General features: G+C 65.0%; 21 protein-coding genes and 1 pseudogene. 9 read left to right on the top strand and 13 right to left on the bottom strand.

What is annotated here, in order from left to right; genetic code table 11:
- The 3 genes and pseudogenes from CI15_RS08280 to queF all read left to right on the top strand — a co-directional run.
- Positions 1–185 (top strand): annotated as a pseudogene (locus tag CI15_RS08280) (threonine ammonia-lyase, biosynthetic); the annotation flags it as partial.
- Positions 186–207: 22 nt separating this feature from the next.
- A complete protein-coding gene (locus CI15_RS08275; protein ID WP_062126083.1) occupies positions 208–1,110 on the top strand; it encodes a 5'-nucleotidase in 903 nt (300 codons plus the stop codon).
- Complete coding sequence (gene queF / locus CI15_RS08270) at positions 1,107–1,931, top strand: NADPH-dependent 7-cyano-7-deazaguanine reductase QueF (protein WP_062126080.1); 825 nt, start codon at positions 1,107–1,109, stop codon at positions 1,929–1,931. The genes CI15_RS08275 and queF overlap by 4 nt, the downstream gene beginning before the upstream one ends.
- A 106-nt stretch (positions 1,932–2,037) precedes the next feature.
- Here queF and CI15_RS08265 read toward each other — a convergent pair whose 3' ends face one another.
- From CI15_RS08265 to CI15_RS08255, 3 genes are all read right to left on the bottom strand, one after another.
- Complete coding sequence (locus CI15_RS08265) at positions 2,038–2,424, bottom strand: RidA family protein (RefSeq protein ID WP_062126077.1); 387 nt, start codon at positions 2,422–2,424, stop codon at positions 2,038–2,040.
- A 72-nt stretch (positions 2,425–2,496) separates the two neighbouring features.
- Entirely contained in the window at positions 2,497–3,978 is a 1,482-nt protein-coding gene (locus CI15_RS08260; RefSeq protein WP_062126074.1) for an N-acyl-D-amino-acid deacylase family protein, read from the bottom strand.
- A 3-nt stretch (positions 3,979–3,981) separates the two neighbouring features.
- Positions 3,982–4,872 (bottom strand): MurR/RpiR family transcriptional regulator, encoded by an 891-nt coding sequence (locus CI15_RS08255; protein WP_062126071.1) that lies wholly within the window; start codon positions 4,870–4,872, stop codon positions 3,982–3,984.
- A gap of 156 nt (positions 4,873–5,028) precedes the next feature.
- Here CI15_RS08255 and CI15_RS08250 point away from each other — a divergent pair, with 156 nt between their 5' ends.
- Complete coding sequence (locus CI15_RS08250) at positions 5,029–6,306, top strand: amino acid deaminase (protein WP_062126068.1); 1,278 nt, start codon at positions 5,029–5,031, stop codon at positions 6,304–6,306.
- A gap of 110 nt (positions 6,307–6,416) precedes the next feature.
- On the opposite strand, the gene CI15_RS08245 is transcribed toward CI15_RS08250, so the two are convergent.
- Both CI15_RS08245 and CI15_RS08240 read right to left on the bottom strand, forming a co-directional pair.
- Positions 6,417–6,902, bottom strand: a complete 486-nt coding sequence (locus tag CI15_RS08245; RefSeq protein WP_062126065.1) for a MarR family winged helix-turn-helix transcriptional regulator — start codon at positions 6,900–6,902, stop codon at positions 6,417–6,419.
- Positions 6,903–6,932: 30 nt separating this feature from the next.
- Complete coding sequence (locus CI15_RS08240) at positions 6,933–8,528, bottom strand: MFS transporter (protein WP_062126062.1); 1,596 nt, start codon at positions 8,526–8,528, stop codon at positions 6,933–6,935.
- Between the two features lie 140 nt (positions 8,529–8,668).
- On the opposite strand from CI15_RS08240, the gene CI15_RS08235 reads away from it, so the two are divergent.
- Positions 8,669–9,508 carry an EcsC family protein gene (locus CI15_RS08235; protein ID WP_062126059.1) on the top strand — a complete coding sequence of 280 codons (840 nt, stop codon included), beginning with the start codon at positions 8,669–8,671 and terminating at the stop codon, positions 9,506–9,508.
- Here CI15_RS08235 and CI15_RS08230 read toward each other — a convergent pair.
- From CI15_RS08230 to CI15_RS08195, 8 genes are all read right to left on the bottom strand, one after another.
- Positions 9,475–10,443, bottom strand: a complete 969-nt coding sequence (locus tag CI15_RS08230) for an alpha/beta hydrolase (protein ID WP_062126057.1) — start codon at positions 10,441–10,443, stop codon at positions 9,475–9,477. The genes CI15_RS08235 and CI15_RS08230 overlap by 34 nt on opposite strands.
- Positions 10,444–10,575: 132 nt before the next feature.
- Positions 10,576–11,010 (bottom strand): CHRD domain-containing protein, encoded by a 435-nt coding sequence (locus CI15_RS08225; RefSeq protein ID WP_062126199.1) that lies wholly within the window; start codon positions 11,008–11,010, stop codon positions 10,576–10,578.
- A 419-nt stretch (positions 11,011–11,429) separates the two neighbouring features.
- The gene (locus CI15_RS08220) at positions 11,430–16,010 is read right to left on the bottom strand and encodes an ATP-binding protein (protein ID WP_241495812.1); all 4,581 of its coding nucleotides are present in this window, start codon (positions 16,008–16,010) and stop codon (positions 11,430–11,432) included.
- Between the two features lie 56 nt (positions 16,011–16,066).
- Complete coding sequence (gene aqpZ / locus CI15_RS08215) at positions 16,067–16,813, bottom strand: aquaporin Z (protein WP_062126054.1); 747 nt, start codon at positions 16,811–16,813, stop codon at positions 16,067–16,069.
- Between the two features lie 211 nt (positions 16,814–17,024).
- Entirely contained in the window at positions 17,025–17,669 is a 645-nt protein-coding gene (locus CI15_RS08210) for a response regulator (protein ID WP_062126051.1), read from the bottom strand.
- A 117-nt stretch (positions 17,670–17,786) separates the two neighbouring features.
- The gene (locus tag CI15_RS08205; protein WP_062126049.1) at positions 17,787–18,467 is read right to left on the bottom strand and encodes a response regulator; all 681 of its coding nucleotides are present in this window, start codon (positions 18,465–18,467) and stop codon (positions 17,787–17,789) included.
- 116 nt (positions 18,468–18,583) lie between these two features.
- Positions 18,584–19,252, bottom strand: a complete 669-nt coding sequence (locus CI15_RS08200; RefSeq protein WP_062126046.1) for a response regulator — start codon at positions 19,250–19,252, stop codon at positions 18,584–18,586.
- 209 nt (positions 19,253–19,461) lie between these two features.
- Entirely contained in the window at positions 19,462–20,820 is a 1,359-nt protein-coding gene (locus tag CI15_RS08195) for an MFS transporter (RefSeq protein ID WP_062126044.1), read from the bottom strand.
- A 95-nt stretch (positions 20,821–20,915) separates the two neighbouring features.
- Between CI15_RS08195 and CI15_RS08190 the strand changes: the two genes are divergently transcribed.
- The 4 genes from CI15_RS08190 to CI15_RS37245 all read left to right on the top strand — a co-directional run bounded on the left by CI15_RS08190 (position 20,916) and on the right by CI15_RS37245 (position 24,614).
- Positions 20,916–21,809 carry a LysR family transcriptional regulator gene (locus CI15_RS08190; RefSeq protein WP_062126041.1) on the top strand — a complete coding sequence of 298 codons (894 nt, stop codon included), beginning with the start codon at positions 20,916–20,918 and terminating at the stop codon, positions 21,807–21,809.
- Between the two features lie 545 nt (positions 21,810–22,354).
- Complete coding sequence (locus CI15_RS08185; protein WP_062126038.1) at positions 22,355–23,080, top strand: c-type cytochrome; 726 nt, start codon at positions 22,355–22,357, stop codon at positions 23,078–23,080.
- Positions 23,077–24,399, top strand: coding sequence for a c-type cytochrome (locus CI15_RS08180; RefSeq protein ID WP_062126035.1), 1,323 nt, complete (start codon positions 23,077–23,079; stop codon positions 24,397–24,399). Before CI15_RS08185 ends, CI15_RS08180 begins: the two co-directional genes overlap by 4 nt.
- A gap of 38 nt (positions 24,400–24,437) precedes the next feature.
- Positions 24,438–24,614 carry a hypothetical protein gene (locus CI15_RS37245; protein WP_162842042.1) on the top strand — a complete coding sequence of 59 codons (177 nt, stop codon included), beginning with the start codon at positions 24,438–24,440 and terminating at the stop codon, positions 24,612–24,614.

The raw sequence follows: 24,614 nt of genomic DNA, 5'->3' as shown, positions 1-24,614 counted from the left end.
TGGCGCCGAACTGGAACATCAGCCTGTTCCACTATCGCAACCAGGGCGCGGACTACAGCTCGATCCTCGTCGGCATTCAGGTGCCCGACAGCGACCACGCGGCGTTTGATCGTTTTCTCGCAACCCTCGGTTACCCATACTGGGAAGAAACGAAGAACCCGGTCTATCGTCTCTTCCTCGCCTGATCTCTCCGGATAGAACCCAACGATGGCGCTTTCGCTCGTCGACAAACTGGTGGTCGCAATCTCGTCGCGCGCGCTGTTCGACTTCGAGGAAGAGAACCGCGTCTACGAGGCCGGCGACCTGAAGGCCTACGAAGCGCTGCAGCGCGAGCGCCTGAGCGTGCCCGCGAAACCGGGCGTCGCGCTTCCGCTGATTCGCAAGCTGCTCGCGCTGAACGCCGGCGGTCATCGCGTCGAAGTGGTGATCCTGTCGCGCAGCGATCCGATCAGCGGCCTGCGCGCGTTTCATTCGTGCCGCGAACACGGACTCTCGATCGAGCGCGGCGTGTTCACGCGCGGCCGCGCGCCGTTCGGATATCTGAAGCCGCTGAACGCCTCGCTGTTTCTGTCGGCGAATCAGCAGGACGTGCGCGATGCGCTCGCCGCTGGCTTCCCGGCCGCACGTGTATTGCCGGAATCGGCGAAAATGGCGAGCAAGTACCCGGACGAGATCCGGATTGCGTTCGACGGCGACGCCGTCCTGTTTTCCGACGAAGCGGAACGGATCTTCCAGAAGGACGGCCTGCGCGCCTTCGTCGGTCACGAGATCGACAACAAGCACTTGCCGCTCGCGGACGGTCCACTCAAGCCGCTGCTCGAAGCACTGCACCGGCTGCAAAAACTCGCGGACGCGGCCGCGCCGATGCGCATTCGCACGGCGTTGGTCACCGCGCGCTCGGCGCCCGCGCATGAGCGCGCGATCCGCACCCTGATGGCATGGAACATCGAAATCGACGAAGCGATGTTCCTCGGCGGCCTCGACAAGAGCGCATTCTTGCGCGAGTTCGAGCCCGACTTTTTCTTCGACGACCAGATCGGCCACTGCGAATCGGCCCGCGTCGTAACGGCGACCGGGCACGTGCTGAGTGGCATCGTGAACGCATCATGACACCCGAACAATCCCCGCTCGGCAAGTCCTCGACTTACACCGAACAATACGATCCGACGCTCCTGTTTCCGATTGCGCGCAGCGCTGCGCGCGAGGCGATCGGCATTACCGCGCGACTGCCGTTTTTCGGCACCGACATCTGGAACGCCTACGAGCTGTCGTGGCTGAACTCGCGTGGCAAGCCGCAGATCGCGGTCGCGACGTTCTTCGTGCCGGCCGACTCGCCGAACATCGTCGAGTCGAAATCGTTCAAGCTGTATCTCGGCTCGTTCGCGCAGACCGCCTTCGAGTCGGCCGAGAGCGTGCGCGACACGATCAAGCGCGACGTCTCCGCGTCGTGCGGCTCGACGGTGTCGGTGCATCTGAGCACACCGCACGAATTCGGCAAGCTGAAAATGGAAGAATTCGACGGCTTGTCGCTGGACCGGCTCGATCTCGAGGCAAGCGTCTATCAGCCGGACGCATCGCTTTTGAGCGCGGCGCACGGCGAAGCGCCGGTCGAGGAAACGCTGTTCTCGAACCTGCTGAAATCGAACTGCCCGGTGACCGGTCAGCCGGACTGGGGCAGCGTGCAGATCCACTATGCCGGCCCGCAGATCGATCAGGCGGGCCTGTTGCGCTACATCATCTCGTACCGCAATCACACGGGCTTTCACGAGCAATGCGTCGAGCGGATCTTCGTCGACATCATGAAGATGTGCAAACCGCTGAAGCTCGCGGTGTACGCGCGCTACACGCGCCGCGGCGGGCTCGACATCAACCCGTTCCGCACCAACTACAACCTGCCGATGCCGGACAACATGCGGCTCGCGCGCCAGTAACGGCAACGCGCGCGAACGCAAGCAAAGAACAGCGGTAAACGCGAAGGGGGCGCAGCAGGCCATCAGAGCCTGCGGCGCCCCCTTCGCATGAAAGCCTTTGAAGCGATCAGGCCGCCGGCTTCTTATAAGCGACGCAATCGACCTCGACCCGGCAGTCGATCACCATCGACGACACCACGCACGCGCGCGCCGGCGGATTTTCGCCGAAGTACTCGCGAAACACCTTGTTGAACGACGCGAAGTCGCGCGGATCGTCGAGCCACACGCCGCAACGCACGACGTGCTCGGCGCCATAGCCCGCTTCCTTGAGGATCGCGAACACGTTCTGGATCGCCTTGTGCGATTGCTCGACGATGCCGCCGTTGATCACTTCGCCGTTTTCCATCGGCGTCTGGCCCGACACGAACAGCCAGCCGTCCGCCTCGACCGCACGCGCGAACGGCATCACCTGACCGCCCGTTCCCTTTCCGCCTTCAACGCCATATCGCTTCATCGTCACACTCCTTAAAAAGTCGGGCACATGCGCGGCGCCCTCGCCGCGCGTGCCGCCATCCATCGATAAAAATCAGAACGCGCCCTGCGCATCGCCCTTCGACGGTGCGCCGCGCGTAACGAACCGGCCGGCCCGCTCGCCCGTCACCGCGCCGTCGCGATAGGTCAGCACGCCATTGACCCACACCGCGTCGATGCCGGCCGCCGGCTGCTGCGGCTTGTCGAACGTCGCCACGTCGAGCACTTTCGCCGGATCGAACAGCACGAGGTCGGCGTGATAGCCGATATGCACTTCGCCGCGCTGCGCGAGACCGAAGCGCCGCGCGGACAGGCTCGTCATCTTACGGACCGCTTCCTCGAGCGGCAGCAGAGCGGTGTCGCGCGCGTAGTGGCCGAGCACGCGCGGAAACGCGCCCCACAGCCGCGGATGCGGCAGCGGATCGTTCGGCAGGCCGTCCGAGCCAACCATCGTCGCCGGATGCGACAGGATGCGCCGCACGTCGTCTTCGGACATGTTGTGATAGACCGCGCCCGCCGGCTGCAGGCGCTTGCCCGCTTCCTGCTGCGAGACGCCCCACTCGGCCGCGATGTCCTTGATCAGCTTGCCCGCCATCTCCGGATGCGGCTCGGACCACGTGATCGTGATGTCGATGTCGCCCGTCACCTGCTTCAGATCGAGCGTCGACGAACTGCGGTTGTACGGATAGCAGTCGCAACCGACCGGCTGCGCGCCGCGCGCGCCTTCGAGCGACTTCAGCACCTCGACGCTGCGCCCCCAGTTCGACGGTCCCGCGCACTTCAGATGCGAGATGATGACCGGCACGCGTGCGTGACGGCCCACGCGGTAAGCCTCGTCCATCGCATCGAGAATCGCGTCGAACTCGGTGCGCATGTGCGTCGTATAGAGCGCACCCGCGGCCGCGAGCGGTTCGGCGAGCGCCATCACTTCCTCGGTCGGCGCGGCGAACGCCGAACCGTACGCGAGCCCCGAGCTGAGACCCAGTGCGCCGTGCGCGAGCGCTTCCTCGAGCTGCGCGCACATGCCTTCGATTTCCTGCTGCGTCGCCGCGCGATCGAGCCGGTCCATCTGGTTATTGCGCAACGCCGTGTGGCCGATCAGCGCGCCGACGTTCACCGCCGGTCGCGCGGCGTTGACCGCGCTCACGTAGTCGGCGAAGGTCGGATACTGGAACGCGTCGCGCTCGCCGAGCAGGTTCATCGGATCGGGCGGATCGCCCTTCAGCGATACCGGCGACGCGCTGATGCCGCAATTGCCGACGATCACCGTCGTCACGCCCTGGGTGATCTTCGGCAGCATCTGTGGCGAGCGGATCACGTGGGTATCGTCATGCGTGTGCACGTCGATGAAGCCCGGCGCGAGCGCGCGGCCCTCGGCCTCGATCACCTCTTCGGCGAGCCAGTTCGACAGATTGCCGATCGCGGCGATGCGCCCGTCGCGGATCGCCACGTCGCGCTCGACGGGCGGCGCGCCCGTGCCGTCATACAGTTGCGCGCCGACGATCAGCGTATCGGCGGCTTCGGGATGCGAATGCATGGATCAATCTCCTAACGGTTGTCGATCGCCGCCGCCGCGATGCGTGTCGAGCGCGTGCTTCATGCGGCGCAGCAATTCCCGGCTCTCGTCGCCCTGACTGACGGCAAGTTCGGTGACGAGCACATCGAGCGCCATCATCATCGCGTAACGGGATGACGACGGCTTGTAAATGAAATCGGTTTCGAACGCGACGATCGGGATCAGCCAGTCGGCGAGCTTCGCCAAAGGCGACGCGGGCGCGGTCAGCGCGACCACGGTCGCGCCGTAGCTGCGCGCGATCTTGCAGTTCTCGACCATCTCAGGCACGCGTCCGGTGGTGGACAGCGCGACCACCACGCACTCGCGCGACACCGTGCTCGCGACCATCCGTTGCAACAGCCCGTCCTGATAGGTCGCAACCGGCCGGCCGAGGCGCACGAGCCGAAAGCGCATCTCGTCGGCGAGCGCGGTCGAGCCGCCGCCCATGCCGAACACGTAGATCATGCGCGCGGCGCGCAGCGCGGCGGCCGCCTCGGCGAGCGGCGCCTGGCGCAGCAGCTGGTGGTTGTGCGCGAGCGCGGTTTGCAGCTCGTCGAAAACGCGCGTGGCAATCGGCTCGGGGGCGTCGCCTGCCATATCGCGCTCGAGAAAACGCTGCCCGACCGCCGCGGCCTGCGCGAGCCGCAGCTTCAGCTCGCGCACGTCGCGGCAGCCGACCGCCTTCGCGAAACGCGTGACGGTCGCGATGCTGACCTCGGCCTGATGCGCGAGCGCGCCGATGCTCGCGCGCGACGCGCCGGTCAGATCGTCGAGGATCAGCGCGGCGACCTTGCGTTCGGCCGAACGCAACTCGGGCGCGCATTCGGCGATGCGCGCGACGATGTCGAAAGCGAGCGGTTCGGCGCTACTGTTCATGGCGGGCGGTGGGGTTCGCGGCACGGCTTTCGCAGGCCTGTCCGGCGGCCTTTCGAACTCCGTGGTACTAAATAACATTTCTCCGGACATCGTACTTTCGGTAACATGGTAAAGTCAAATCTGATTCAATTTAACCGGACGATGGAGCACGGAGACATGAAAGTTACAAACTATCAGGGCGCGACGATTGATCCTTTTAGCAAGGGCTTGGGCATGGTTCCGGGCACGAGCGTTCAGCTGAAAGACGCCGCGCGTCTCGAGTGGAACCTGCTCGCGGAAGACGTCAGCCTGCCGGCCGCCGTGTTGTACGAGGATCGCGTCGAGCACAACCTGAAGTGGATGCAGGCATTCGTCGCCGAATACGGCGTCAAGCTCGCGCCGCACGGCAAGACCACAATGGCGCCGCAATTGTTCCGCCGTCAGCTCGAAACCGGCGCGTGGGGCATCACGCTCGCCACGGCCCATCAGGTGCGCGCCGCCTACCACGGCGGCGTGTCGCGCGTGCTGATGGCGAACCAGCTGGTCGGCCGCCACAACATGATGATGATCGCCGAATTGCTCACCGATCCGGAGTTCGAATTCTTCTGCCTCGTCGATTCGGCCGAAGGCGTCGAGCAACTCGGCGAATTTTTCACCTCGGTGAAAAAGCCGCTGCAGGTGCTGCTCGAACTCGGCGTGCCGGGCGGGCGCACCGGCGTGCGCGATGAAGCGCAGCGCAACGCGGTACTGGAGGCGATCGCGCGCTATCCGGACGTGCTGAAACTCGCGGGCGTCGAACTGTACGAAGGCGTGCTGAAGGAAGAACCCGAGGTGCGCGCGTTCCTGCAAGGCGCGGTGGCGGTCACGCGGGAGCTCGTCGAGCAGGGGCGTTTCGCGCGCTCGCCGGCGGTGCTATCGGGCGCGGGATCGGCGTGGTATGACGTGGTCGCCGAAGAGTTCGCGCAGGCGACGCAATCCGGCAAGGTCGAGGTCGTGCTGCGCCCGGGCTGCTATCTGACGCATGACGTCGGCATCTATCGCAAGGCGCAGACCGACATCTTCAAGCGCAATCCGGTCGCCAAGAAGATGGGCGAGGGCTTGCTGCCGGCGCTGCAGCTGTGGGCTTACGTGCAGTCGATTCCCGAACCGGATCGCGCGATCATCGGCCTCGGCAAGCGCGACTCCGCGTTCGACGCCGGCATGCCGGAGCCGGCGCGCCACTATCGTCCGGGCGACGAAGCGCCGCGCGATATCGCCGCGAGCGAGGGCTGGGAAATCTTCGGCCTGATGGACCAGCACGCGTATCTGCGGATTCCCGCGGGTGCCGATCTGAAGGTGGGCGACATGATCGCGTTCGACATCTCGCATCCTTGCCTGACGTTCGACAAATGGAAGCAGGTGCTGGTCCTTGATCCGCAGTATCGCGTGAAGGAAGTGATCGAGACGTTCTTCTGATTGGGTTGCGCCGCGCCGACTGAGGCGCGAGCTTGCCGACCATAAAAAAAAGGCTGTGCGCCCTTGCTTGGGCTCACAGCCTTTTTCGTCGTCCCCACGCGCAGCAAAAATCACCCGCGTTGCGCCGCCTCGTCGCCCGCGGTCTCCCGGGCCGCCGCGCTCGCACTGGCCGTTACTTCGCCGATGCGCGTCTCCAGCATCCTCAGCGCGCTCGACAACGCCCCAAGCACCTCGTCCGGCAACGCCGCCATCGTGTCGTGCAAAAACGCATTGCGGCGCGGCAGGCTCGCTTCGGTTGCGGCGTGGCCCGCTTCGGTCAGACGCACGTTGGTCACGCGGTTATCGCGCAGATCCATGCTGCGCGCGATCCAGCCCATGCTCTCGAGCGCCTTCAGCTGCCGCGTGAGCGCGCCCGGATCGACGCGCAGCCGCTCGACGAGCCGCTTCTGCGACGACTCGCCCGCCTGCTCGTGCAGCGCGAGCAAAATGCGCCAGCGCGGCAACGGTTGACCCACCTGGGCCTCGAATGCCGACATGAACGCCCGATACGTGCGGCCGAATTGCTGCATGACGGCGACGCGGTCCTGTTCTTCCATAATCTGCCTGTCCAACACCAAGTCCAAAAATCAGTCCGCGTGAATCACCGGCTCGAGCTTGCGCTGCAGCTTGACCGGCGGCACGCGGCGGGTTTGCCACACCGACACGACGGCGATCACCGCGGCCATCGCGAGACCCAGATGAATCGCCGCGACCAGCGACTCGCGCGCGCTTTCGAGCAACATCGCGCCGTTGTGGCCCGCTTGCGTCAACTGGTTGACGAGCGTGGTCTGCGCATCGCGATTGATCAGGATCTGCGGATCGCCGAGATCGGTGAACCAGTGCGACGCGCCGGCGCCTTCGAGCGCATTGCGCACGCCGCTCCTGTACATGTGGGTCACGAGCGTCCCGGTCAGCGCCGTGCCGATCATGCCGCCGATCATCCGCAACGACTGCAGCAGCGCGGTCGCGATGCCGAGGTGCTCGCGGCCCGCGGTCTGCTGCGCGAAGATCGTCAGGTTCGGCATCACGAAACCGAGCCCGAGGCCACCGACGACCATGAACGACATCAGCACCGCTTGCTGCATCGAACGGGTCGCCACGACGACGCCGAGGCACGACAGCGCGATCATCGCAAAGCCGATGTACAGCATCAGGTTTGGATTCTTCACACGCGACACGACACGCCCGTTCGCGATACTGCCGATCGTGATGAACACGACGAGCGGCGTGATCACGATGCCCGCCTCTTTCGGCGACATACCGAAGCCGCCCTGGAACAGCAGCGGCGCGTAGAACAGCAACGAGAACATCGTGAAGCCGCCGAGCACGGACAGCGTGAACAGCGCGGCGAGACTGCGGTTGCGGAACATGTCGACCGGCAGGATCGCGGTCGGGCAGCGCTTTTCCCATTTCCACAGCGAAACGGCCGACGCCACGCTCAGCCCGAGCAGCGCAAACGCGCTCAACGTGATGCCGTGTTTCGGCAGCAATTCGACGAACATCTGCAGCGAGCCGAGCGCGATTGCGATCAGCAGCGCACCAGGCCAGTCGAGCCGCATTTTGCCGGTATGCTCGACGTGCCGCAGATGCGGCAGGAAACGCCAGACGAAAAACAGCGACAGCAGCCCGACCGGCAGATTCACGTAGAACACCGACCGCCAGCCGTAGTACTGCGTCAGAAAACCGCCGAGCGAGGGACCTACCGCGTTCGCGATGCCGAACGCCGAGCTCATCAGGACCTGCCAGCGCAGCCGCACGACGGAATCGGGGAACAGATCGGCAATGCAGGCGAACGCGGTGCCGACCAGCATGCCGCCGCCGATGCCCTGCAAGCCGCGCGCGAGCACCAGAAACAGCATGCTGTTGGCCGCGCCGCACAGCACCGATGCGCCGGTGAAGACGACGATCGACGCAATCACGAACGGCTTGCGCCCGTAGTAATCGCCGAGCCGCCCGAAGACCGGCACGGTAATCACCGAGGCCAGCAGATACGAGGTGGCGACCCACGCGTACAGCTCGAAGCCTCGGAGTTCGGACACGATGGTGGGGAGCGCCGTGCCGACCACGGTCTGGTCGAGCGCGACCAGCATCGTGACGAACGAGATGCCGAGCATGGCCAGCAGGGATTCGCGGAACGGTAAAACTTGCCCACTCGAATGGTGGGCGGCAGTATGGACAGCCATTTTTGATAGAGCAAAAGTTGACTTGTCAAGAGATGCGGAATCATACCATGGTGCAACGCTCTAAGCGGGACGGTACGCGTCTTGCGGCGCGTAGGTAGACTGACTTGAACCAGCCACGACACGACATGCCAGGGAGCCCCATGCAGCCGAGTTCGCTCGCAGCACCATCCTTATCGGAGCAGGACCTGAACGCGCTGCGGCGCGCGAAACGCCAACTCGAAAGCCCGGCGCTCACGATGAAGCTCGCGAGCGTCATCGGTGCGCCGATCGAGAAGCTGCTGTCGCGCATCCCGGCGTTCGCCAACGAAAAAGTATCCGATGCGACGCAGGCCGCGTTGCGCAAATGCCTGTCGATCGCGCTGCGCACGCTCGGCCGACGCGACGACGCGAAGCTGCTCGCACCCGACAAACCGAACAACCTGCTGCACAAGTTCGCCGTCGCGACGACCGGCGCGGCCGGCGGCGCGTTCGGCCTCGTCGCGCTGCCGGTCGAGCTGCCGGTCACGACCACACTGATGTTCCGCTCGATCTGCGACATCGCGCGCAGCGAGGGCGAGGACCTGAGCTCGGTCGAAACGCAGTTGCAATGCCTGACCGTGCTCGGCATGGGCGGCACGTCGAGCGAGGACGACGACGCCGACCTCGGCTACTTCTTCATGCGCGGCGCGCTCGCCCAGGCGGTCTCGAAGGCGTCGTCCGAAGTGGCCAGCAAGGGCTTTACGACGCACGGATCGGCTGCGCTGCTGCGGCTGCTCAATGCGATCGCCGCGCGCTTTTCGGTGCAGGTCAGCGAGCAGATCGCGGCCAAATCGATTCCAGCGATCGGCGCGGTGCTCGGCGCGATGGTCAACACCGTGTTTATGGACCACTTTCAGCAGGTCGCGCACGGACACTTCACCGTGCGGCGGCTCGAACGCCAATACGGTCAGCCGACGATCGAAGCCGTCTACCGGACGCTCGACGTCACGCTCGACACTTGAGCCTCATTAGCGGCGCGGCTCGTCGCACGTCGCACGAAGGCGGCCGCGCGCTCGAGCGCGCGATTGGCCTCCGGCATGAACGGCGCGAACATCGGCCACACGTGCGGTACGTTCTTCCACACCTCGCATTCGCAATCGACACCCGCCGCGTGCGCGTTGTCGGCGACGCGGCGCGCGTCGTCGAGCAGCACCTCGGTGCTGCCCGCCTGCACGAACAGCGGCGGCAGACCGCGCAGGTCCGCGTAGACCGGCGAGGCGTACGGATGCGTGGCCGGCGCGTCGCCGAGATAGACCTTGGCCGCGCGCTCGATCGAGGCGCCGCAGAACATCGGATCGACGCTGTCGTTGGTGCGCAGGCTCGCGCCGGTCGTCGCGAGATCGGTCCACGGCGAGAACAGCAGGCCGCCCGCCGGCATCGGCGCGCCGGCGTCGCGCAGCGCGACCAGCGTCGCGAGCGCGAGACCGCCGCCGGCCGAGTCGCCGGCGATCACGATCGAGCCTGGCGCGATGCCCATTGCAAGCAACTGGCGATAGGCGGCGGTGGCGTCGTCGAGCGCGGCCGGGAAGCGATGCTCGGGCGCGAGGCGGTAGTCGAGGGAGAACAGACGCGCGCCGGCGCGCGTTGCAAGCGGGAACGTCAGCGACCGATGCGTGCGCGGCGAGCAGAAGTAATAGCCGCCGCCGTGGCAATACAGCACCGTGGGCTCCGCGCCGCCGGCCGTGCCGCCTTCCACGCGCTCCAGCCATTCACCGACGAGCGGCGCATCGCCCGCGCCGTACGTTTCGCGCAGATGCCAGCCGCGTGGCACGCGCGGCGCCCAGACGCGCTTCGAGGTCAAGGCGCGCGCCCGTTCGACGTTGATAGTCGGTTTGAGGGTTTCGGGCCGGAACTGCCTACGCAAATACCAGCACGCGAGCGCGCTTTGCCAGCTCATCGGGACAGGCTCCTTCGTTGAATCCCGTCATCGTACGTGGGTTGGCGGCCGCGCCGGTGGGCGACGGCTTCTAGATGCGTGACGAAGATTGCGGGTCGCGGCATGCGCGCCCGGCCACCGCGAATGTCGATTTTAATTTGCCGGCAACACCTGCCCGCGAATCTCGCCCGTCGGATTCTGCGCGGTATGAACGTTGAAGTACCACTGCCCCGCCATCAGATCCGTGACCTGCTGCTCCGTCAGCTTCGCCGTGCCTTTGATCGGACTCGCGAGCGCATTCTTCTCGATCGGCACCTGGACCTTCGCGTTCTGGCCGACCGGCGCGGGACCGTGGAAATGCGCGGCGGTAGCCGGACCGCTCAAGTCCTCGTAGGTGATCGTCCACTGCAGCGATTGGGTGGATGTGTCGAACGTCGCATTCAGCATGCCGTGCCCGTGACTCACGCGCGGCGGCACTTCGCTCGACGGTTCGAGATCTGCTTTCAGCGCCACCGTATCCGCGAATGCGGCGCCCGCCGCAAGCGCCCACAGCACCACGGCCAGATTCAATTTTCGCAGCGAAATCATGGTCTTCTCCGGACATTGACGCGCGAGCGCGGCGGTTTCACCGTCGGCCGCGCGGAGCTTCCACATACTAGTGCAAATCATGCAGCGCCGGTTTAACTCGGATCGAACCGTGATCCAAAGACAAAGCACAAATGGCGAGTGCGCAATGCGCACAGGTGTTCGTCAGATATGCCTTAAATAGAAGCGCAAAACCATTCTGCGGAAAGCTTTAATCGATTTCATCAAAAAGTTAATTGCGCGATTTGTAATGAATAAATGATGCCGTTCCTGGTATGCTTCTTTTTGCGAGAAGTGACTCCTTCATCGAAGGACGTCTCCAAATCTTTAACGCGGCTTCGGCCGCGTTTTTTTTCGTCCCGATTGTTCCCAGACCGTTTGAATCGCCTGGTTTTTGCGCAGGGCCACGGCAGGCCGCACCGCTAGGTGAGCAGCGCGGCCTGCTGTTCGATGCCGTCGAGGATCGCCTCGCACTGACGGATCAGCGCATGCCCTTCTACGCGCAAGTGCTCGGGCGACTTCCCGGCAATATCGCGGCGATAGGCTTCGAGCGTCTGCATGAGCGGGGGATACTTCAGCACGTTCGCTGCCCCGATCACCCGATGCAGCCACTCGCCTACCCGCCCGGCATCCGCGCGTTCGAGCAACGGCGCAAGCGCTTGGATGTCGTCGCGGACCGACGAGACGAACGCGTCGAGTAGCGCCTTGACCGTCGACTCGCTCCCCCATAGCTGCGTCATGTGCGCGAGTTCGATGGGCACGAACGATTCAGTACCGACGCGCCGCGTGGCCACCGGCTCACCGGGCGGCGCCGCTGGCGAGCGGCCGGACGTTTCCGCCGGCGCGGCGTGCTGCACGCTGTCGGGGTCGAACCAACGGCTCAGACGGTCGCGCAACGTGGCGAGACGGGTCGGCTTGATCAGACTGTCGTCCATGCCGGCCTCGCGGCACCGGCTCAGATCGTCGGGCGCGGTATTGGCCGTGATACCAAGTATCGGCAGACGCAGCGCGTCGCCGCGCCGCGCCTCCGCCTCGCGAATACGGCGGGTCAGTTCGTAGCCGGACAGGTTCGGCATGTAACAGTCCGTGATCAGGCAACCGTAGTTCGTGCGTTCCAGCGCGGCGAGCGCCTCGGCGCCGTCATTCGCGACGTCGCACGCGAAACCCAGCAGCGCGAGTTGATGGCGGATCAGCTCCTGATTGACCGGATGGTCCTCGGCCACCAGAATCAGCCGCCCGTTCGCGATCGCGCGTTCACGATCCGGGGGCGCCGCGACGCTTTCGGTCGTGAACGGCACGCCTGCGGCGCGCGGTGCTATCTGAGCCATCGACGGCAGTCCCGTCATCGCGGCCGCGCATGCGGCACCGAGGCCCCGCCACGAAATCGGATTGATGCTCACGCGCACCTTGTCGTCGAGGATGCGGTACCCGGTCGGCTTCGATTTTTCGGTCAGCGTGACGAGGCGCGTATGGGCGCCGATCTGCTCGGGCAACGTGACGTCCTCGCCGACGAACAGCAGGTCGGCGCGGCTCAGCGCGGCACTTTTGCCCTGCGTCGCCGCGTCAGGCGCGAGACAGCACAGTTCGAGCCCGAGCGCCTCGCCGAAGTGCGCGAGGGCCCGGCCGATGCGCGGATCACGTGTGATCACCACGGCGGATTTGCCGCGCAGACCATTGACCGAATAGCGCCGCCCGACAACCGGCATCGTCAGCCGTACGACTATGTTCGTGCCGCGGCCGGGTTCGCTGCGCAGCGTGAGCGTGCCGTGCATCAGGTCGATCAGCTTGCGACAGATCGTGAGCCCAAGGCCCGTGCCGCCAAAGCGCCGCGAGGTGGACGATTCCGCCTGCACAAACGGCTCGAACAGGCCGGACTGCACGTCCGGTGCGATGCCGATACCGGTGTCCCGCACGGTCAGGTCCAAGGTCTGCCCATCCGCGCGATCTTCGACGACTGCTACGCTCACGCCCACCTCACCTTTCGGCGTGAACTTGATCGCATTGCCGAGCAGGTTGAACAGGATTTGCCGCAGACGCACGCTGTCGCCGCGCAGCGTCGCGGCGACGCCGGCCGCGATGTCGACGCGCACTCTCAGCCCTTTTTCGTGGGCGCGCCCCGCGAGCAGACCGACCGCGTTGTCGACGAGCTCACGCAGATCGACCGGCTCGGCTTCGAGCGTGAGCCCTCCCGCCTCGATCTTCGAATAGTCGAGCAGGTCATCGAGAATCTGCAGCAGCGCGCCCGCCGATTCGTTGATCATGCCGAGCATTTCGCTTTGGTCAGTGCTGAGCGGCGTGCGCTCGAGTACTTCGACGAGACCCAGCACGCCGTTCATCGGCGTGCGGATTTCGTGGCTCATCATCGCGAAGAAGCTGTCCTTCGCGCGCGAGGCCGCCTCGGCCACATCGCGGGCCCGCGCGAGTTCCTCCGAACGCGCGCGCTCGACGCTCGCATCGACCCAATAGCCGCTCCACACGACGCTGCCATCGGCTTCATTGCGCGGCACCAACTCGGCCCGCACCCACTTCAGCTGTCCCGCGCTTTCGACGCGGAATTCCATATGCGCCGGCGTGCCACAGTTCGCGGACCGCTCGAGTTCGGCGAGCACGAGCGGTCGATCCAGCTCCGACACGCGCTGGAAATCGACCCGCTCGCGCCGAGCCGACGCGTTGCCGTCGCCGAGCAGATGCCGCGTGTCGCCGCCGATGTACGGGAACGAATACGCGCCGCCCGGCGAGCGCCGCATCTGGAAAACAACGGCCGGCAACGAACGCGTGACGTCGAACAGACGCCGCTCGGTTTCGCGAGCGCGCATTTCGGCGCGCCGGATATCGGTGATGTCGACCATCGTACCCAGCACGTATGCCGGCTGCCCGTCGCTGTCCTTGCAAACGCTGGTCCAGAAAAGCCCGTGTCGCAACTCGTCCGCGTCGTCCTCGAACTGCAGTTCGACTTTCGCGATGTTGCCACCCTGCAAAATCTCGCGCGTCATGTCGTCGAGCTTGCGGCTGTTCACGTCGCCCCATGTGCCGACTTCGGCCGTCGTGCGCCCGAGGATCGCCTCCCGGTCGAGCCCGCACGCTTTCTCATAGGCTTCGTTGATCGCGATGTACCGTCCGTCCAGGCCTTTCGCGACGAGCGGATACGGCACCGTTTTCATCATCGTTTGCTGGAAGTTCAGTTGCAGCGCAAGCTCGCGCTCGGTCTGCTTGCGCAGCCGGACTTCGCGCTGCAGCAGCACGTACGCGCGCAGCGTGACCAGCAGCACGACGCCGATGCCGATCAGCACCGGCAGCAGCCGCACCGCGCTCACGCTCCACATCGCCTCGTTCGGCGCGGCCAGGCTCGCCCACTTGCGGCGGATACGCTGCTTTTCGGCTGCCGGCATGGCCTGCAACGCACGATCGATCAGCTCGACGAGCGGACTGAGATCCTCGCGCACGGCAAAACGCAACGCGTCGGGTTCGCCGAGCGTTCCGAGCACCCTGAGCATGCCGGCGTACCGCTGCCGCAGTTGCGCGTTGATCGCAGCCGCGTTGCCGAGCAGCACGTCGGCCTCGCCGCTCGCGACCTTGAGCAGCGCATCGCCGAGACTCGCCGCAACGACGATCTGATCGAGCGGCACCGCTTCGAACTCCGGTGGCAGCGAACCCGCGACATGCGGCGTCATCACGACGCGGCACGACGTGAAATCGTCGAACGCGCATGGGGGTGGCTCGCCGTTGCGTCCGACGATCACCAGCGGATGGCTCTCGTACTCGCTGCTATGCTCGGCGCCTTCGAGAAGCGGACCACGACTCGACGCCGTGGACAACATCGCGAGGTCGCCGCGCTGGAACGCTTCGACAGTGGCGGCCCAGTCTGCCATGCGCGCGCGCTTGAACACGACGCCGAGCGTGCTGCTCAGGTACGCGAGGTAATCGGTGGTGAGACCGACGGGACGACCGGCGGCGTCGACGTAGCTGAACGGCGCCCAGTCGTCGTCGAAGCCGATCTGCAACGGCGGCAATGACCGCAGCCAGTTCTTTTCTTCTTGTGTCAGCGTGAAGCCTCGCGTATCCGGCGCGGGCGCCGCATGGAAGTTGCCGGATAGCCAGCGCGCGCGTATCGCCGCGGTCTCGCCGGGGTTCAGCGACGCGAGCGCGCGGTTCAGTTGATCGCGCAACGCAGTCTGGCGAGGCGAGACGGCAAAGCGCAGGTCGAGCGCCTTGCCGCCTTGCTCGAACGCGACGCGCAAGCCGCGATATGCCTCGGTGGCCAGTTCGTATTGCACGACCGGCGTGAAGCCGAAGTAGAGGTCGGCATCGCCATGTAGCACCGCATTCAACGCTTCGTGCGTGCTCGCGAACGAGACGATGCGCGCGCGCGGAAGACCATCGCGCAACAGACGTTCACGCGCAAAACCACGCTCGATCGCGATACGCGCGCCGGCAAGCCGGGCGGCGTTCACATACCGGGTGTCGTCGCGACGCACGACGGCCGAAGCGAAGGAGTGGAAGTAGGGAACCGTGAAGCTGAGGCAACGTTCGCGCTTCGGCGTGCGCGCCAAACTGGTCAGCAGGTCGACCTGGCCGGCGCAAGCCGCTTCGAGCAGTTGGGCCATGTCCGGATAGGTCTTCGTCTCGATGACGACATTCTGTCCCACGAGAGCGCGCAACAAGTCGCCACTCACGCCGGCGAGCCGGCCGTCCTGCGGGATGTCGAACGGTGGCCATCCGCCTTCGAGTATGCCGACGGTCAATCTGGCGGGAAATGCAGCGGGAAATGCAGCAGGTAAGTGCGCGGACGAGCCGGCTCGAACTGTGGAGACTTCGGAGGCGGAGGAAATGGTGGGCGCGTCCGGTGCGGCGCCGGCAGGTGCGGCCACGCATATCTCGTGCGTGACGGCGAGCAGACCTAGCGCAAGCCAGCCCACTATTAACTGGCGCAGCGAGTAGCGAGGCAAGCGCCAAAGCGAGCGCGGCCAACGACACCGCGACAAACGCTGCGGCCCGAACGTCATCGATCTCTCACGCTGAGAACCCGCATAGACCACGAGCGATGCGTCGCGGCCCCAGGTCACAAAACGGCATTCTGCCCGTCCGCCAGCGACACCTTGGACACGTCGGCTCGAACGTCCAGAAACGAAAACAGCATGCCAGCCGCGATCGCGCCGGCCAATGGCGCGGCCCAGAACAGCCACAACTGGTCCAGCGCCCAATTGCCGACGAATAGCGCCTGTGCGGTCGAACGAGCGGGATTGATCGATCCATTGGTGACCGGAATCGACACCAGATAGATGAGCGTCAGACACGCGCCGGTGATAAGCGGCGCAACCGGTGCCGTCTCTTTCCGAACGACGACCAGCAGGCAAACCCCGACGAACACGAACGACAGGACGAACTCCACGGCGAGCGCCGCGTGCATGGGGTAGTCGGCGGGCGAATGCGCGCCGAAGCCGTTCGCTGCGAACTCGCTCGCGGCGAGTTCAAAACCCGGACGGCAACTGGCAAGGTAGGCGAGAAGCGCCGCGGCGACGATTGCGCCTGCGAGTTGCGCGGCGATATAGGGCAACAGGTCACGCACCGGAAAGCGCTGCGCGACCGTGAGGCCGACGGTGACCGCTGGGTTGAAATGCGCGCCGGAAATCTTGCCGAAGGCATAGCTGCCGATAGCGAGCGCGAGACCGAACGCCAACGACATCTCCAGCGCACTGCTGGCCCGCAGCACGCCCGTGGTATCGAGCACCCTGCTGCCGCAGCCGGCAAATACGAGCCAGGCCGTACCCACGCCCTCACTCCACAATCGCTTACCTAATGCCACCATCTCCATCCCATCGGTCAAGTGCGAGGCATAGACATCGAACGATCGCTCGAAGACGTCTGCACCGGATGCAGCGAAAGTTGCGGCGCGAGGCACGCAACGACAAATCGCGAGGCCGAATTGTTGGGTGCCCGCCAGGTCAGGCCAATCGGAAAATTCTGATACTGACCACTTCGAAACGATCTAAACCGAGAACGTTGACCATCGCAGCGCCTCATAGCAGCCCAATCTGAGTGGCGTAGTCGATCAGATCGGCCTCGGTATCCAGTCCGAGCTTGCGCATCGCACTGCGTTTCTGTGTGCTGATGGTCTTGTCGCTGCGTTGCAGACGAGTCGCGATCTCGTGCACCGCGAGGCCTCGCACATATAGCTGAAACACCTCCCACTCGCGCGCGCTCATCGCTCCGCCGCGCCGTGGCGACGCATTTTCCACAGTCGCGAGCGCCGCCTGAACCTGCTCCGAGAGATAAATGCGCCCGGCGGCTACGGCTTCGATTGCGTCAAGCAATGCACCAATCGCGTCACGCTTGTCGACGATTCCCGTCACACCGATATTGCGCAAGCCCGACAACACGTGCGCGCGCTCGACCAGGGTCAGCACGACCACGTGCGGATGCAGCGTGCGCCGTAATAAACGACGCAATAGCGGCACCGCGCTACTGTCTCCGTCGGGTCCCGGCATACCAAGATCCGCCACGACGACGTCGCACGCGCACGCATCGAGCAGCCTGGCGAGGCCCTCTGTGTCAGCCGCTTCCCCGACGATTTCGATATTCGGCTTGTCGCGCAGCAGGGATCGGACGCCCGCACGAACGCAGTCGTGATCGTCCGCCACGACGACGTGAATCTTGTCTGTCATTCTTTTCCGTGGCTTTCTTATGTGGTCGATCGGCATCCCGCACGAAACGTGTTCCCCCGGTTATGCCGATATATTCGCCGCGCGGATGCGCAGCATGATGCCGCCGGTCTAGCGATGCTAACCAAGCCTGTCAGGAACTACTCCATACTCGACGGCGAAACGAAACAATTCGGCGTCGCTGTTCAATGACAGCTTGCGCATGGCCATGCACTTTTGCGCGCTGATCGTCTTCACACTACGCCCCAGCCGCGTGGCGATTTCCGTGACGCCGAGACCCGATGCGTACTGCGTGAATACCTCGAACTCGCGGCGAGACAGGGCGGTGCGCACGAAGTCCAGACGTTGCGTGAGCGTGACGTCGGTCAGCATGGCGCGCACCGCCGGACCGACATAACGCTCGCGCGCCAGCGCCATGACCACGGCAACGTGAATCAGGTCGATGCGATCGCGCTTGCTCAGCAGTCCATCCACGCCGAGCGATATCACCTTGCGCAGCGTCGCGGCCTCCGTTTCCATTGTCAAAATGACGAGCGCAACGTTCGGATAACGCGCCTTGAACTGCCTGACGACGTCACACCCGTTGTTGTTGTGCCCTCCTGGCATACAAAGGTCCATCAGCACGAGATCGCAGGGACTGCGGTCGACTTCGATGAACAGTTCGCCGACATCCGCCGCGCGGCCAACCACCTTCAGGTTGGGATAGTTGCCAATCAGATTTTCTATAGCTAGCAGAACCAGCGGATGATCATCCGCGATGATTGTTCGAACAGGCGTGCCTGATGCAGCCATGAGGTTCATCGTCCGGCGCTCCTCGAGATACTGTCATTTCCCGACGCTCTCGCAATGGTCGAGCATTTCTGTTTTGACAAACTTAAGATCGCTCTGAAATGGACCGAATGACGTTTGTCCATTGCTTAGTTTTCGGGTTCGAGCAGGACCTTGCCGCAGGCACGCACACTGGAAAAGAGCGCGGGGTCGTCGGTGACCCCAAGCCGTGCCATCGCTTCGCGTTTTTGCCGGCTCACCGTGCGGCGATGGCAGCCGAGCGCTGCCGCGATCTGGGCGATCGACTCCCCGCTTACCAGCCTGCGCAGGATGTCGGTCTGCCGCTTCGACAACAGCGGAGCCGACACGACCCGGCCATCGTCCTGTTGCGACCGCGCAAGCGTTTCAGAGACTGAGCGGCCGAGGTAGCGCGCGCCGCGCGCGCTGTCGCAGATGGCACTTGGCAGTTCTTCGAGCGAATCGGCTTTGCCGAGCAGGCTGATGGAACCGTCGGCGGCAATCACGCGCAACATCGCGGCATTGGTCTGCGCGGTCACGACGACGACCCGCAATGACGGCCACTCGCCGCGAATGCGCCGGATCAGGCCGAGTCCGTCGCCGATGTCGCCGGCTAGTTCCGGCATGGATAGGTCGACAGCGAGGACATCGCACCGCGTGCGTTGCAGCAGCGCGATCAAGGCGGTGGGTGTGAGCGCCTGACCGACGACAGACAGACCCTCGTATCTCTCGAGTGTCGACTTCAGGCCAAGCAGAACGAATGGATGATCGTCCGCCAGAATGATCCGCAGATTCGCCACGATGGGTCTCGCTCTTCATCAGCCAGAAGGGCCATCTCATCACCCTCACCAGGTCACGGCAATCGGAGCCTTCCTAGTCCGGCTTAAGAATCGTGACAAATCGTAGTTCTACCAAACGATATGCGGACTGCAATTCGAATCGAATCAATATCGAGCCAAGAACGCAACGCGCGGATCGGCGCGCTGCGCCCTTCGTGTGTCAGCCGGCATCACACGGTCGCGCCGCCCGCGCGCATCGCGCGTGTGAGCGCCGCCCGAGGAAACACCGGCAACGCGAGCAACGCACAGGCGCTCGCCACGGCCCACACCAGCGGCCATGCCCCCAACGACAGCAGCGCCGGAATCGCGAGCGGTGTCACGAATAGCGTGAGGAACACGCAGGTGTTGCCCATCGCGAGCGCGGTGCCCGCGCGGCGCGTACCGGCGAGCGTCGCGAGTTCGGTGAACGCGACGCCGTGCCACGCCGACGCGCTGACGCCGCCGAGCACGATCATCGGTGCGAACAGCGCGACCGCTCCGGCGCGATGCACGCCGACGAGCCCGGTCGCAAGCGCGAGCAGCACGAACAGCACGGCGGTCAACAGACTGCATGCCCGCATATACGCGCGACGATTGCCGCGCCGGTCGGTCCACGCGCCGCTCCAGACCCGCGCGATCGCGGCGCCGGTCTGCACCGCGGCCATCGTCGCGCTGATCGCGAACACGCCGGCACGGCCGAAGTCGTGCAGGAACACCGTGCCGAACGTGATCACGGCGATCTGCGGCACGCACAACGCGCCCGCGCCGAGAGCGACACGCCAGATCGCGATGTCGCGCAATGGCGAAACCGCTGGCGGCGGCGCGCTCGCGGTGGGGATATTTGCGCTTTGCACGCCGCCCGTCGCCGCACGGGCCGTCGCAGCCAAGCGCGCACCGTTGACCGGCACCGCATCGTCAGCGTGCGAAGGCTCGTGCAACCAGCGCCACGCGAACCACGCGGTGATCGCGCACGCCAACGCCAACACTGCATAGGCGCTCGCAAAGCCCAACCGTGACGCGAGCACCGGCAGCACCAGTGCGCCGAGGCCGCCGCCCGCGGGCACCGCGGTTTGGCGGATGCTCATCGCGAGGCCACGCTCGCCTTCGCGAAACCAGGCCATCACCGCTCGGCCGCTCGACCCGTTGACGCTGCCGCCCAACAGTCCGACCAGCAACAGCCCGAGCGCGAGCGGCACGATGCCGGGCACCTGCGCGCCGCCCGGCGACACGAACAGCGAGAGGCCGGCGAGCGCGGCCGCGGTCGATAGCAGCCCGAGCAACAGCACGCGCCGATCGCCCCAGCGGTCGGTCAACAGCCCCCACGGCAACTCGCTGACTGCGATGCCGAGCCCGAGCATGCCGAGCACGAGGCCGAGTCCGTGATTGCCGAGGTGGTAGTCCGAGCGCAGAAACACCGCGGTCGTCGGGATACCCGAAAATGCCGCCGAAAAACTCGCGTTCGCGGCAAAACCTACGCCCAGCACTTTCCAGCGATGCTTCGCGCCACGTTCGGCGGTGCCGCGCGACGCTGCTAAAGATCCGTTTTCCATCACACCCTCCGCAACTGATTCGGGGGTATCCTACGGCTGGGCATTCCATCGGAAAAGCCGGAATTTTAGATCGCAGTTATCGGAAAAACCGAATCATGAGCCAACGTGGTTTCGACCTGGCGCAGTTGCGGACCTTCGTCTGTGTCGCCGAATCGGGCAGCGTGTCGGCGGGTGCCGAACGTGTGTTCCTATCGCAGTCGTCGGTCAGCGAGCAGTTGAAGAAGCTCGAGGAGCGCGCCGGCCAGCCGCTCTTCGTGCGCGGCCGGCAGGGAGTGAGCGCGACGCCCGCGGGCGAGCGTCTGCTCGAGCACGCGCGCCGCATCCTCGCGATGAGCGAAGCGGCGTTCGACGACCTGCAAGGCCGCTCGCTCGACGGCGAGCTACGCATCGCGATCACCGACTACTACCGGCCGCACGACATCGCGCGCATCCTGAAGACATTCTCGGAGCAGCATCCGCGGCTGAAGCTGCATGTGACGGTGCTACCGAGCACGGTGATCGATAGCGGCGCGGACGATCACGCGTCGTTCGACATCGGTTTGTCGGCGCGGCTCGTCACCGGCCAGCCACGCTCGCGCGGCGCGGGCGGGGGCGCGGGGGCCGCAAGCGTAGTCGTGCGGCGCGAAAAACTGTTGTGGGTCAGCGGCGCCGATGCCGCAACTCACCCCGCCGCGCCATTTCAACTGGTGCTGCTGCCCACGACGTGTCAGTTGCAGCGCTTCGTCGTCAAGCTGCTCGACGAACACAAGGTGTCCTACGTGGTGTCGCATTCGGCGTCGGGTGTCGCGGGTCTGCAGCTTGCGTTGAAGGCGGGGCTCGGCATTTCCTGTCTGAACGAGTCGTCGCTCGGCGGCGGCGTGGTGGCGTGTGCCGCGAACATCGGCTTGCCGTCGTTGCCCGCCCTCGAGTTTCATTTGCTGCCGCGACGTCCGGGCGAAAGCGAACTGGTCAGCAATGCGCGCAATGCGCTCGTGCGGCTCTTCGCATGACCCGTGCCGGCGCTTGCACAAAACGTGAAGCCGCGCGAATGAGACGCAAATGAAATTCAAAGCAAAAATTTATCGATCGACATCAGAAAATCACATTGCCGTGAAGCATTGCGCTCGATATCCCGCGCTGCGGTAAAACCCTAAGCACCGAGGCCTCCCTCGATGCCGATCCGCAATTATCCGAACGCCCGTTTTCCTTTCTATTCTCTATTGACGGGTCCGATAAATTGCTGCACGCTGCTACACGCTACCGCGCACTTTTAAACGCCTCACGCGTCGCTCATTGCAGCCCGAAAGTCGCCGTCCCAGGCGCATCCAGCGCGGATCATTGTCACAGATCAAAGATTTGGCCAGACAATTGCATCATCATTGCGCATCTGTACTTCGCGGTCCCGATCAAGCCCGTTCCGATTAGCGGTCAATAGCAAGTCAAATAAAAAACAGGCAGTCCCGAGATGCGTCGTTTCCGGATTCATACGGCAATCCGCACACGCGCCCAGGATATATAAATCGAGCGATAAGAACGTTTCCAAACGAGGCCCGGTGTGTATCGCAAAACTATCGGCACTTCGGTTCTGTTCGTGCTGTATGCGCTTCACGCGCTATGGAGCGGCGCGGCGTTCGCGGCCACCGACGCCTCTGGCGCGATGCCTGCGTCGATGGACCAGCGCATGCGCGCGTGTACGGCGTGTCACGGCGTGCAGGGCCAAGGGCGCAACAACGACTACTTTCCGCGCATCGCCGGCAAACCGGCCGAGTACCTGTTCAATCAGCTGATCGCGTTTCGCGACGGCGGCCGCACCTATCCGCCGATGGGCTATCTGCTCGCGTTCCTGCCCGACGACTATCTGCATCAGATCAGCGAGTATTTCGCGGCCCTGCAGCCGCCCTATCCCGAATCCGACCACGCCAGCGTGGCACCGAAGCTGCTCGCCGCCGGCGAAAAGCTCGTGAAACATGGCGACCCGGCGCGCGGCATACCGGCTTGCATCGCCTGTCACGGCGCGCGCATGACCGGCACGCAGCCCGGTATTCCGGGCCTGCTCGGCTTGCACGCGAGCTATATCGCCGGACAGATGGGCACCTGGCGCTCGGGCACCCGCCATGCGTTGGCACCGGACTGCATGCGCACGATCGCGCTCAAGCTGAACGACAGCGACATCTCCGCGGTATCGAACTGGCTCGCGCGCCAGCCGCGCCCCGCCGACCCCACGCCCGCACCGGCATCCGCCGAGCGGCTGCCCCTCGCTTGCGGGAGCCAACCGCAATGAAGCCGACACTTCGCCCGCCCGGTTGGCTGCGCCCGGCAAGCATGGCCAGCGTCCTTGCGATCGGCAGCCTCGCGCTGGCGTTGCTGGTCCATACCCCGCTCGCCACGACGGCGCGTGCCGCCACCACCGAGGGCGCGCAGACGGCTGCCAGCGCCGACACGCGCCCCGACATCGTCAAACGCGGCGAATACCTGGCGCGCGCGGGCGACTGCATCGCATGTCACACCGCGCCGCGCGGCAGGATGTTCGCCGGCGGCCTCGCGATGGAAACGCCGTTCGGCACGCTGTACTCGCCGAACATCACGCCGGACCCGCAGTACGGCATCGGTACCTGGAGCGAGGAAGCGTTCTTCAACATGATGCGCACCGGCAAAAAGCCGGACGGCTCGCTGATCTACCCCGCCATGCCGATCGCCCAGTACACGAAGGTCACGCGCGAGGATTCGAACGCGATCTTCGCGTTCCTGAAGACGGTCGAGCCGGTGCGGCAGCCGAACCGCCCGCACACGCTGCGCTTCCCGTTCAATCAGCGCGATCTGCTGTACGGCTGGCGCACGCTGTATTTCCGCGAGGGCGAGTTCCAGCCCGATCCGACCAAATCGGTCGAATGGAATCGCGGCGCTTATCTGGTCGAAGGGCTCGGGCACTGCACGATGTGCCACACACGCATCAACATGCTGGGCGGCTCGTCGCCGCGCGAGCAGTTCGCGGGCGGCCTGATTCCGGTGCAGAACTGGTACGCGCCCTCGCTGACCTCGGACAAGGACGGCGGCCTCGGCGACTGGAGCATCGAGGACATCGTCGATCTGCTGCAGGCGGGCATCTCCAAACGCGGCGCCGTCTACGGTCCGATGGCCGAGGTCACTTACCACAGCCTTCAATACATGACCGACGAGGACATCCGCGCGATCGGCGTCTATCTGAAGTCGCTGCCCGACGTTCAAGGCCGCAAGACCGGCCCGAGCGCGACGCCGGACCCGAAGGTGTTCGCGCTCGGCAAGCAGATCTACGCGGACAAATGCGCGATCTGCCACGGCGCGAATGGCGAGGGGCAACTGCCGCACTACCCGCCGCTCGCGGGCAACCAGTCGATCGAAATGGACTCGGCCGTCAATCCGATCCGCATCGTGCTGAACGGCGGTTTTCCTCCAGGCACGATCCGCAATCCGCAGCCGTTCGGCATGCCGCCGTTCGGCCAGGAGCTGAACGACACCGAGGCGGCCGCGGTCGTCACGTTCATCCGCACCGCCTGGGGTAATCATGGCCTGCCGGTGACGCCCCACCAGGTCAACGAGCTGCGCAAGGCGCCGCTGCATTGAGATGCCGCACCGAAGCGCCGCATAGGAGAACCATCCAGATGAAAGCGCACGACCCGCACAGCGTTGCCCCGCCGAGCGACGAGGAAGTCGAACGCGTCGTCGCGGCCGGTCCGAGCGGCGCGATCGCACTGGCCGGCATCGCCACCGTGATCGTGATGGCGATCTGGGTCGCCTTCTACTTTTTCGCGTTTCTGCCGCGCGGCATCATCCACTGA

The organism is Paraburkholderia monticola, assembly GCF_001580545.1.
In the GTDB taxonomy this organism is placed as follows: Bacteria; Pseudomonadota; Gammaproteobacteria; order Burkholderiales; family Burkholderiaceae; genus Paraburkholderia; species Paraburkholderia monticola.
The sequence above is the reverse complement of the archived record's forward strand: the minus strand, read 5'-3'. Positions and strand labels throughout refer to the sequence as shown.

Coding starts and splice junctions, on each gene's coding strand:
- CI15_RS08275 (WP_062126083.1), top strand. CDS start 208: ATGGCGCTTTCGCTCGTCGACAAACTGGTGGTCGCAATCTCGTCGCGC.
- queF (WP_062126080.1), top strand. CDS start 1,107: ATGACACCCGAACAATCCCCGCTCGGCAAGTCCTCGACTTACACCGAA.
- CI15_RS08265 (WP_062126077.1), bottom strand. CDS start 2,424: ATGAAGCGATATGGCGTTGAAGGCGGAAAGGGAACGGGCGGTCAGGTG.
- CI15_RS08260 (WP_062126074.1), bottom strand. CDS start 3,978: ATGCATTCGCATCCCGAAGCCGCCGATACGCTGATCGTCGGCGCGCAA.
- CI15_RS08255 (WP_062126071.1), bottom strand. CDS start 4,872: ATGAACAGTAGCGCCGAACCGCTCGCTTTCGACATCGTCGCGCGCATC.
- CI15_RS08250 (WP_062126068.1), top strand. CDS start 5,029: ATGAAAGTTACAAACTATCAGGGCGCGACGATTGATCCTTTTAGCAAG.
- CI15_RS08245 (WP_062126065.1), bottom strand. CDS start 6,902: ATGGAAGAACAGGACCGCGTCGCCGTCATGCAGCAATTCGGCCGCACG.
- CI15_RS08240 (WP_062126062.1), bottom strand. CDS start 8,528: ATGGCTGTCCATACTGCCGCCCACCATTCGAGTGGGCAAGTTTTACCG.
- CI15_RS08235 (WP_062126059.1), top strand. CDS start 8,669: ATGCAGCCGAGTTCGCTCGCAGCACCATCCTTATCGGAGCAGGACCTG.
- CI15_RS08230 (WP_062126057.1), bottom strand. CDS start 10,443: ATGAGCTGGCAAAGCGCGCTCGCGTGCTGGTATTTGCGTAGGCAGTTC.
- CI15_RS08225 (WP_062126199.1), bottom strand. CDS start 11,010: ATGATTTCGCTGCGAAAATTGAATCTGGCCGTGGTGCTGTGGGCGCTT.
- CI15_RS08220 (WP_241495812.1), bottom strand. CDS start 16,010: ATGACGTTCGGGCCGCAGCGTTTGTCGCGGTGTCGTTGGCCGCGCTCG.
- aqpZ (WP_062126054.1), bottom strand. CDS start 16,813: ATGGTGGCATTAGGTAAGCGATTGTGGAGTGAGGGCGTGGGTACGGCC.
- CI15_RS08210 (WP_062126051.1), bottom strand. CDS start 17,669: ATGACAGACAAGATTCACGTCGTCGTGGCGGACGATCACGACTGCGTT.
- CI15_RS08205 (WP_062126049.1), bottom strand. CDS start 18,467: ATGAACCTCATGGCTGCATCAGGCACGCCTGTTCGAACAATCATCGCG.
- CI15_RS08195 (WP_062126044.1), bottom strand. CDS start 20,820: ATGGAAAACGGATCTTTAGCAGCGTCGCGCGGCACCGCCGAACGTGGC.
- CI15_RS08190 (WP_062126041.1), top strand. CDS start 20,916: ATGAGCCAACGTGGTTTCGACCTGGCGCAGTTGCGGACCTTCGTCTGT.
- CI15_RS08180 (WP_062126035.1), top strand. CDS start 23,077: ATGAAGCCGACACTTCGCCCGCCCGGTTGGCTGCGCCCGGCAAGCATG.
- CI15_RS37245 (WP_162842042.1), top strand. CDS start 24,438: ATGAAAGCGCACGACCCGCACAGCGTTGCCCCGCCGAGCGACGAGGAA.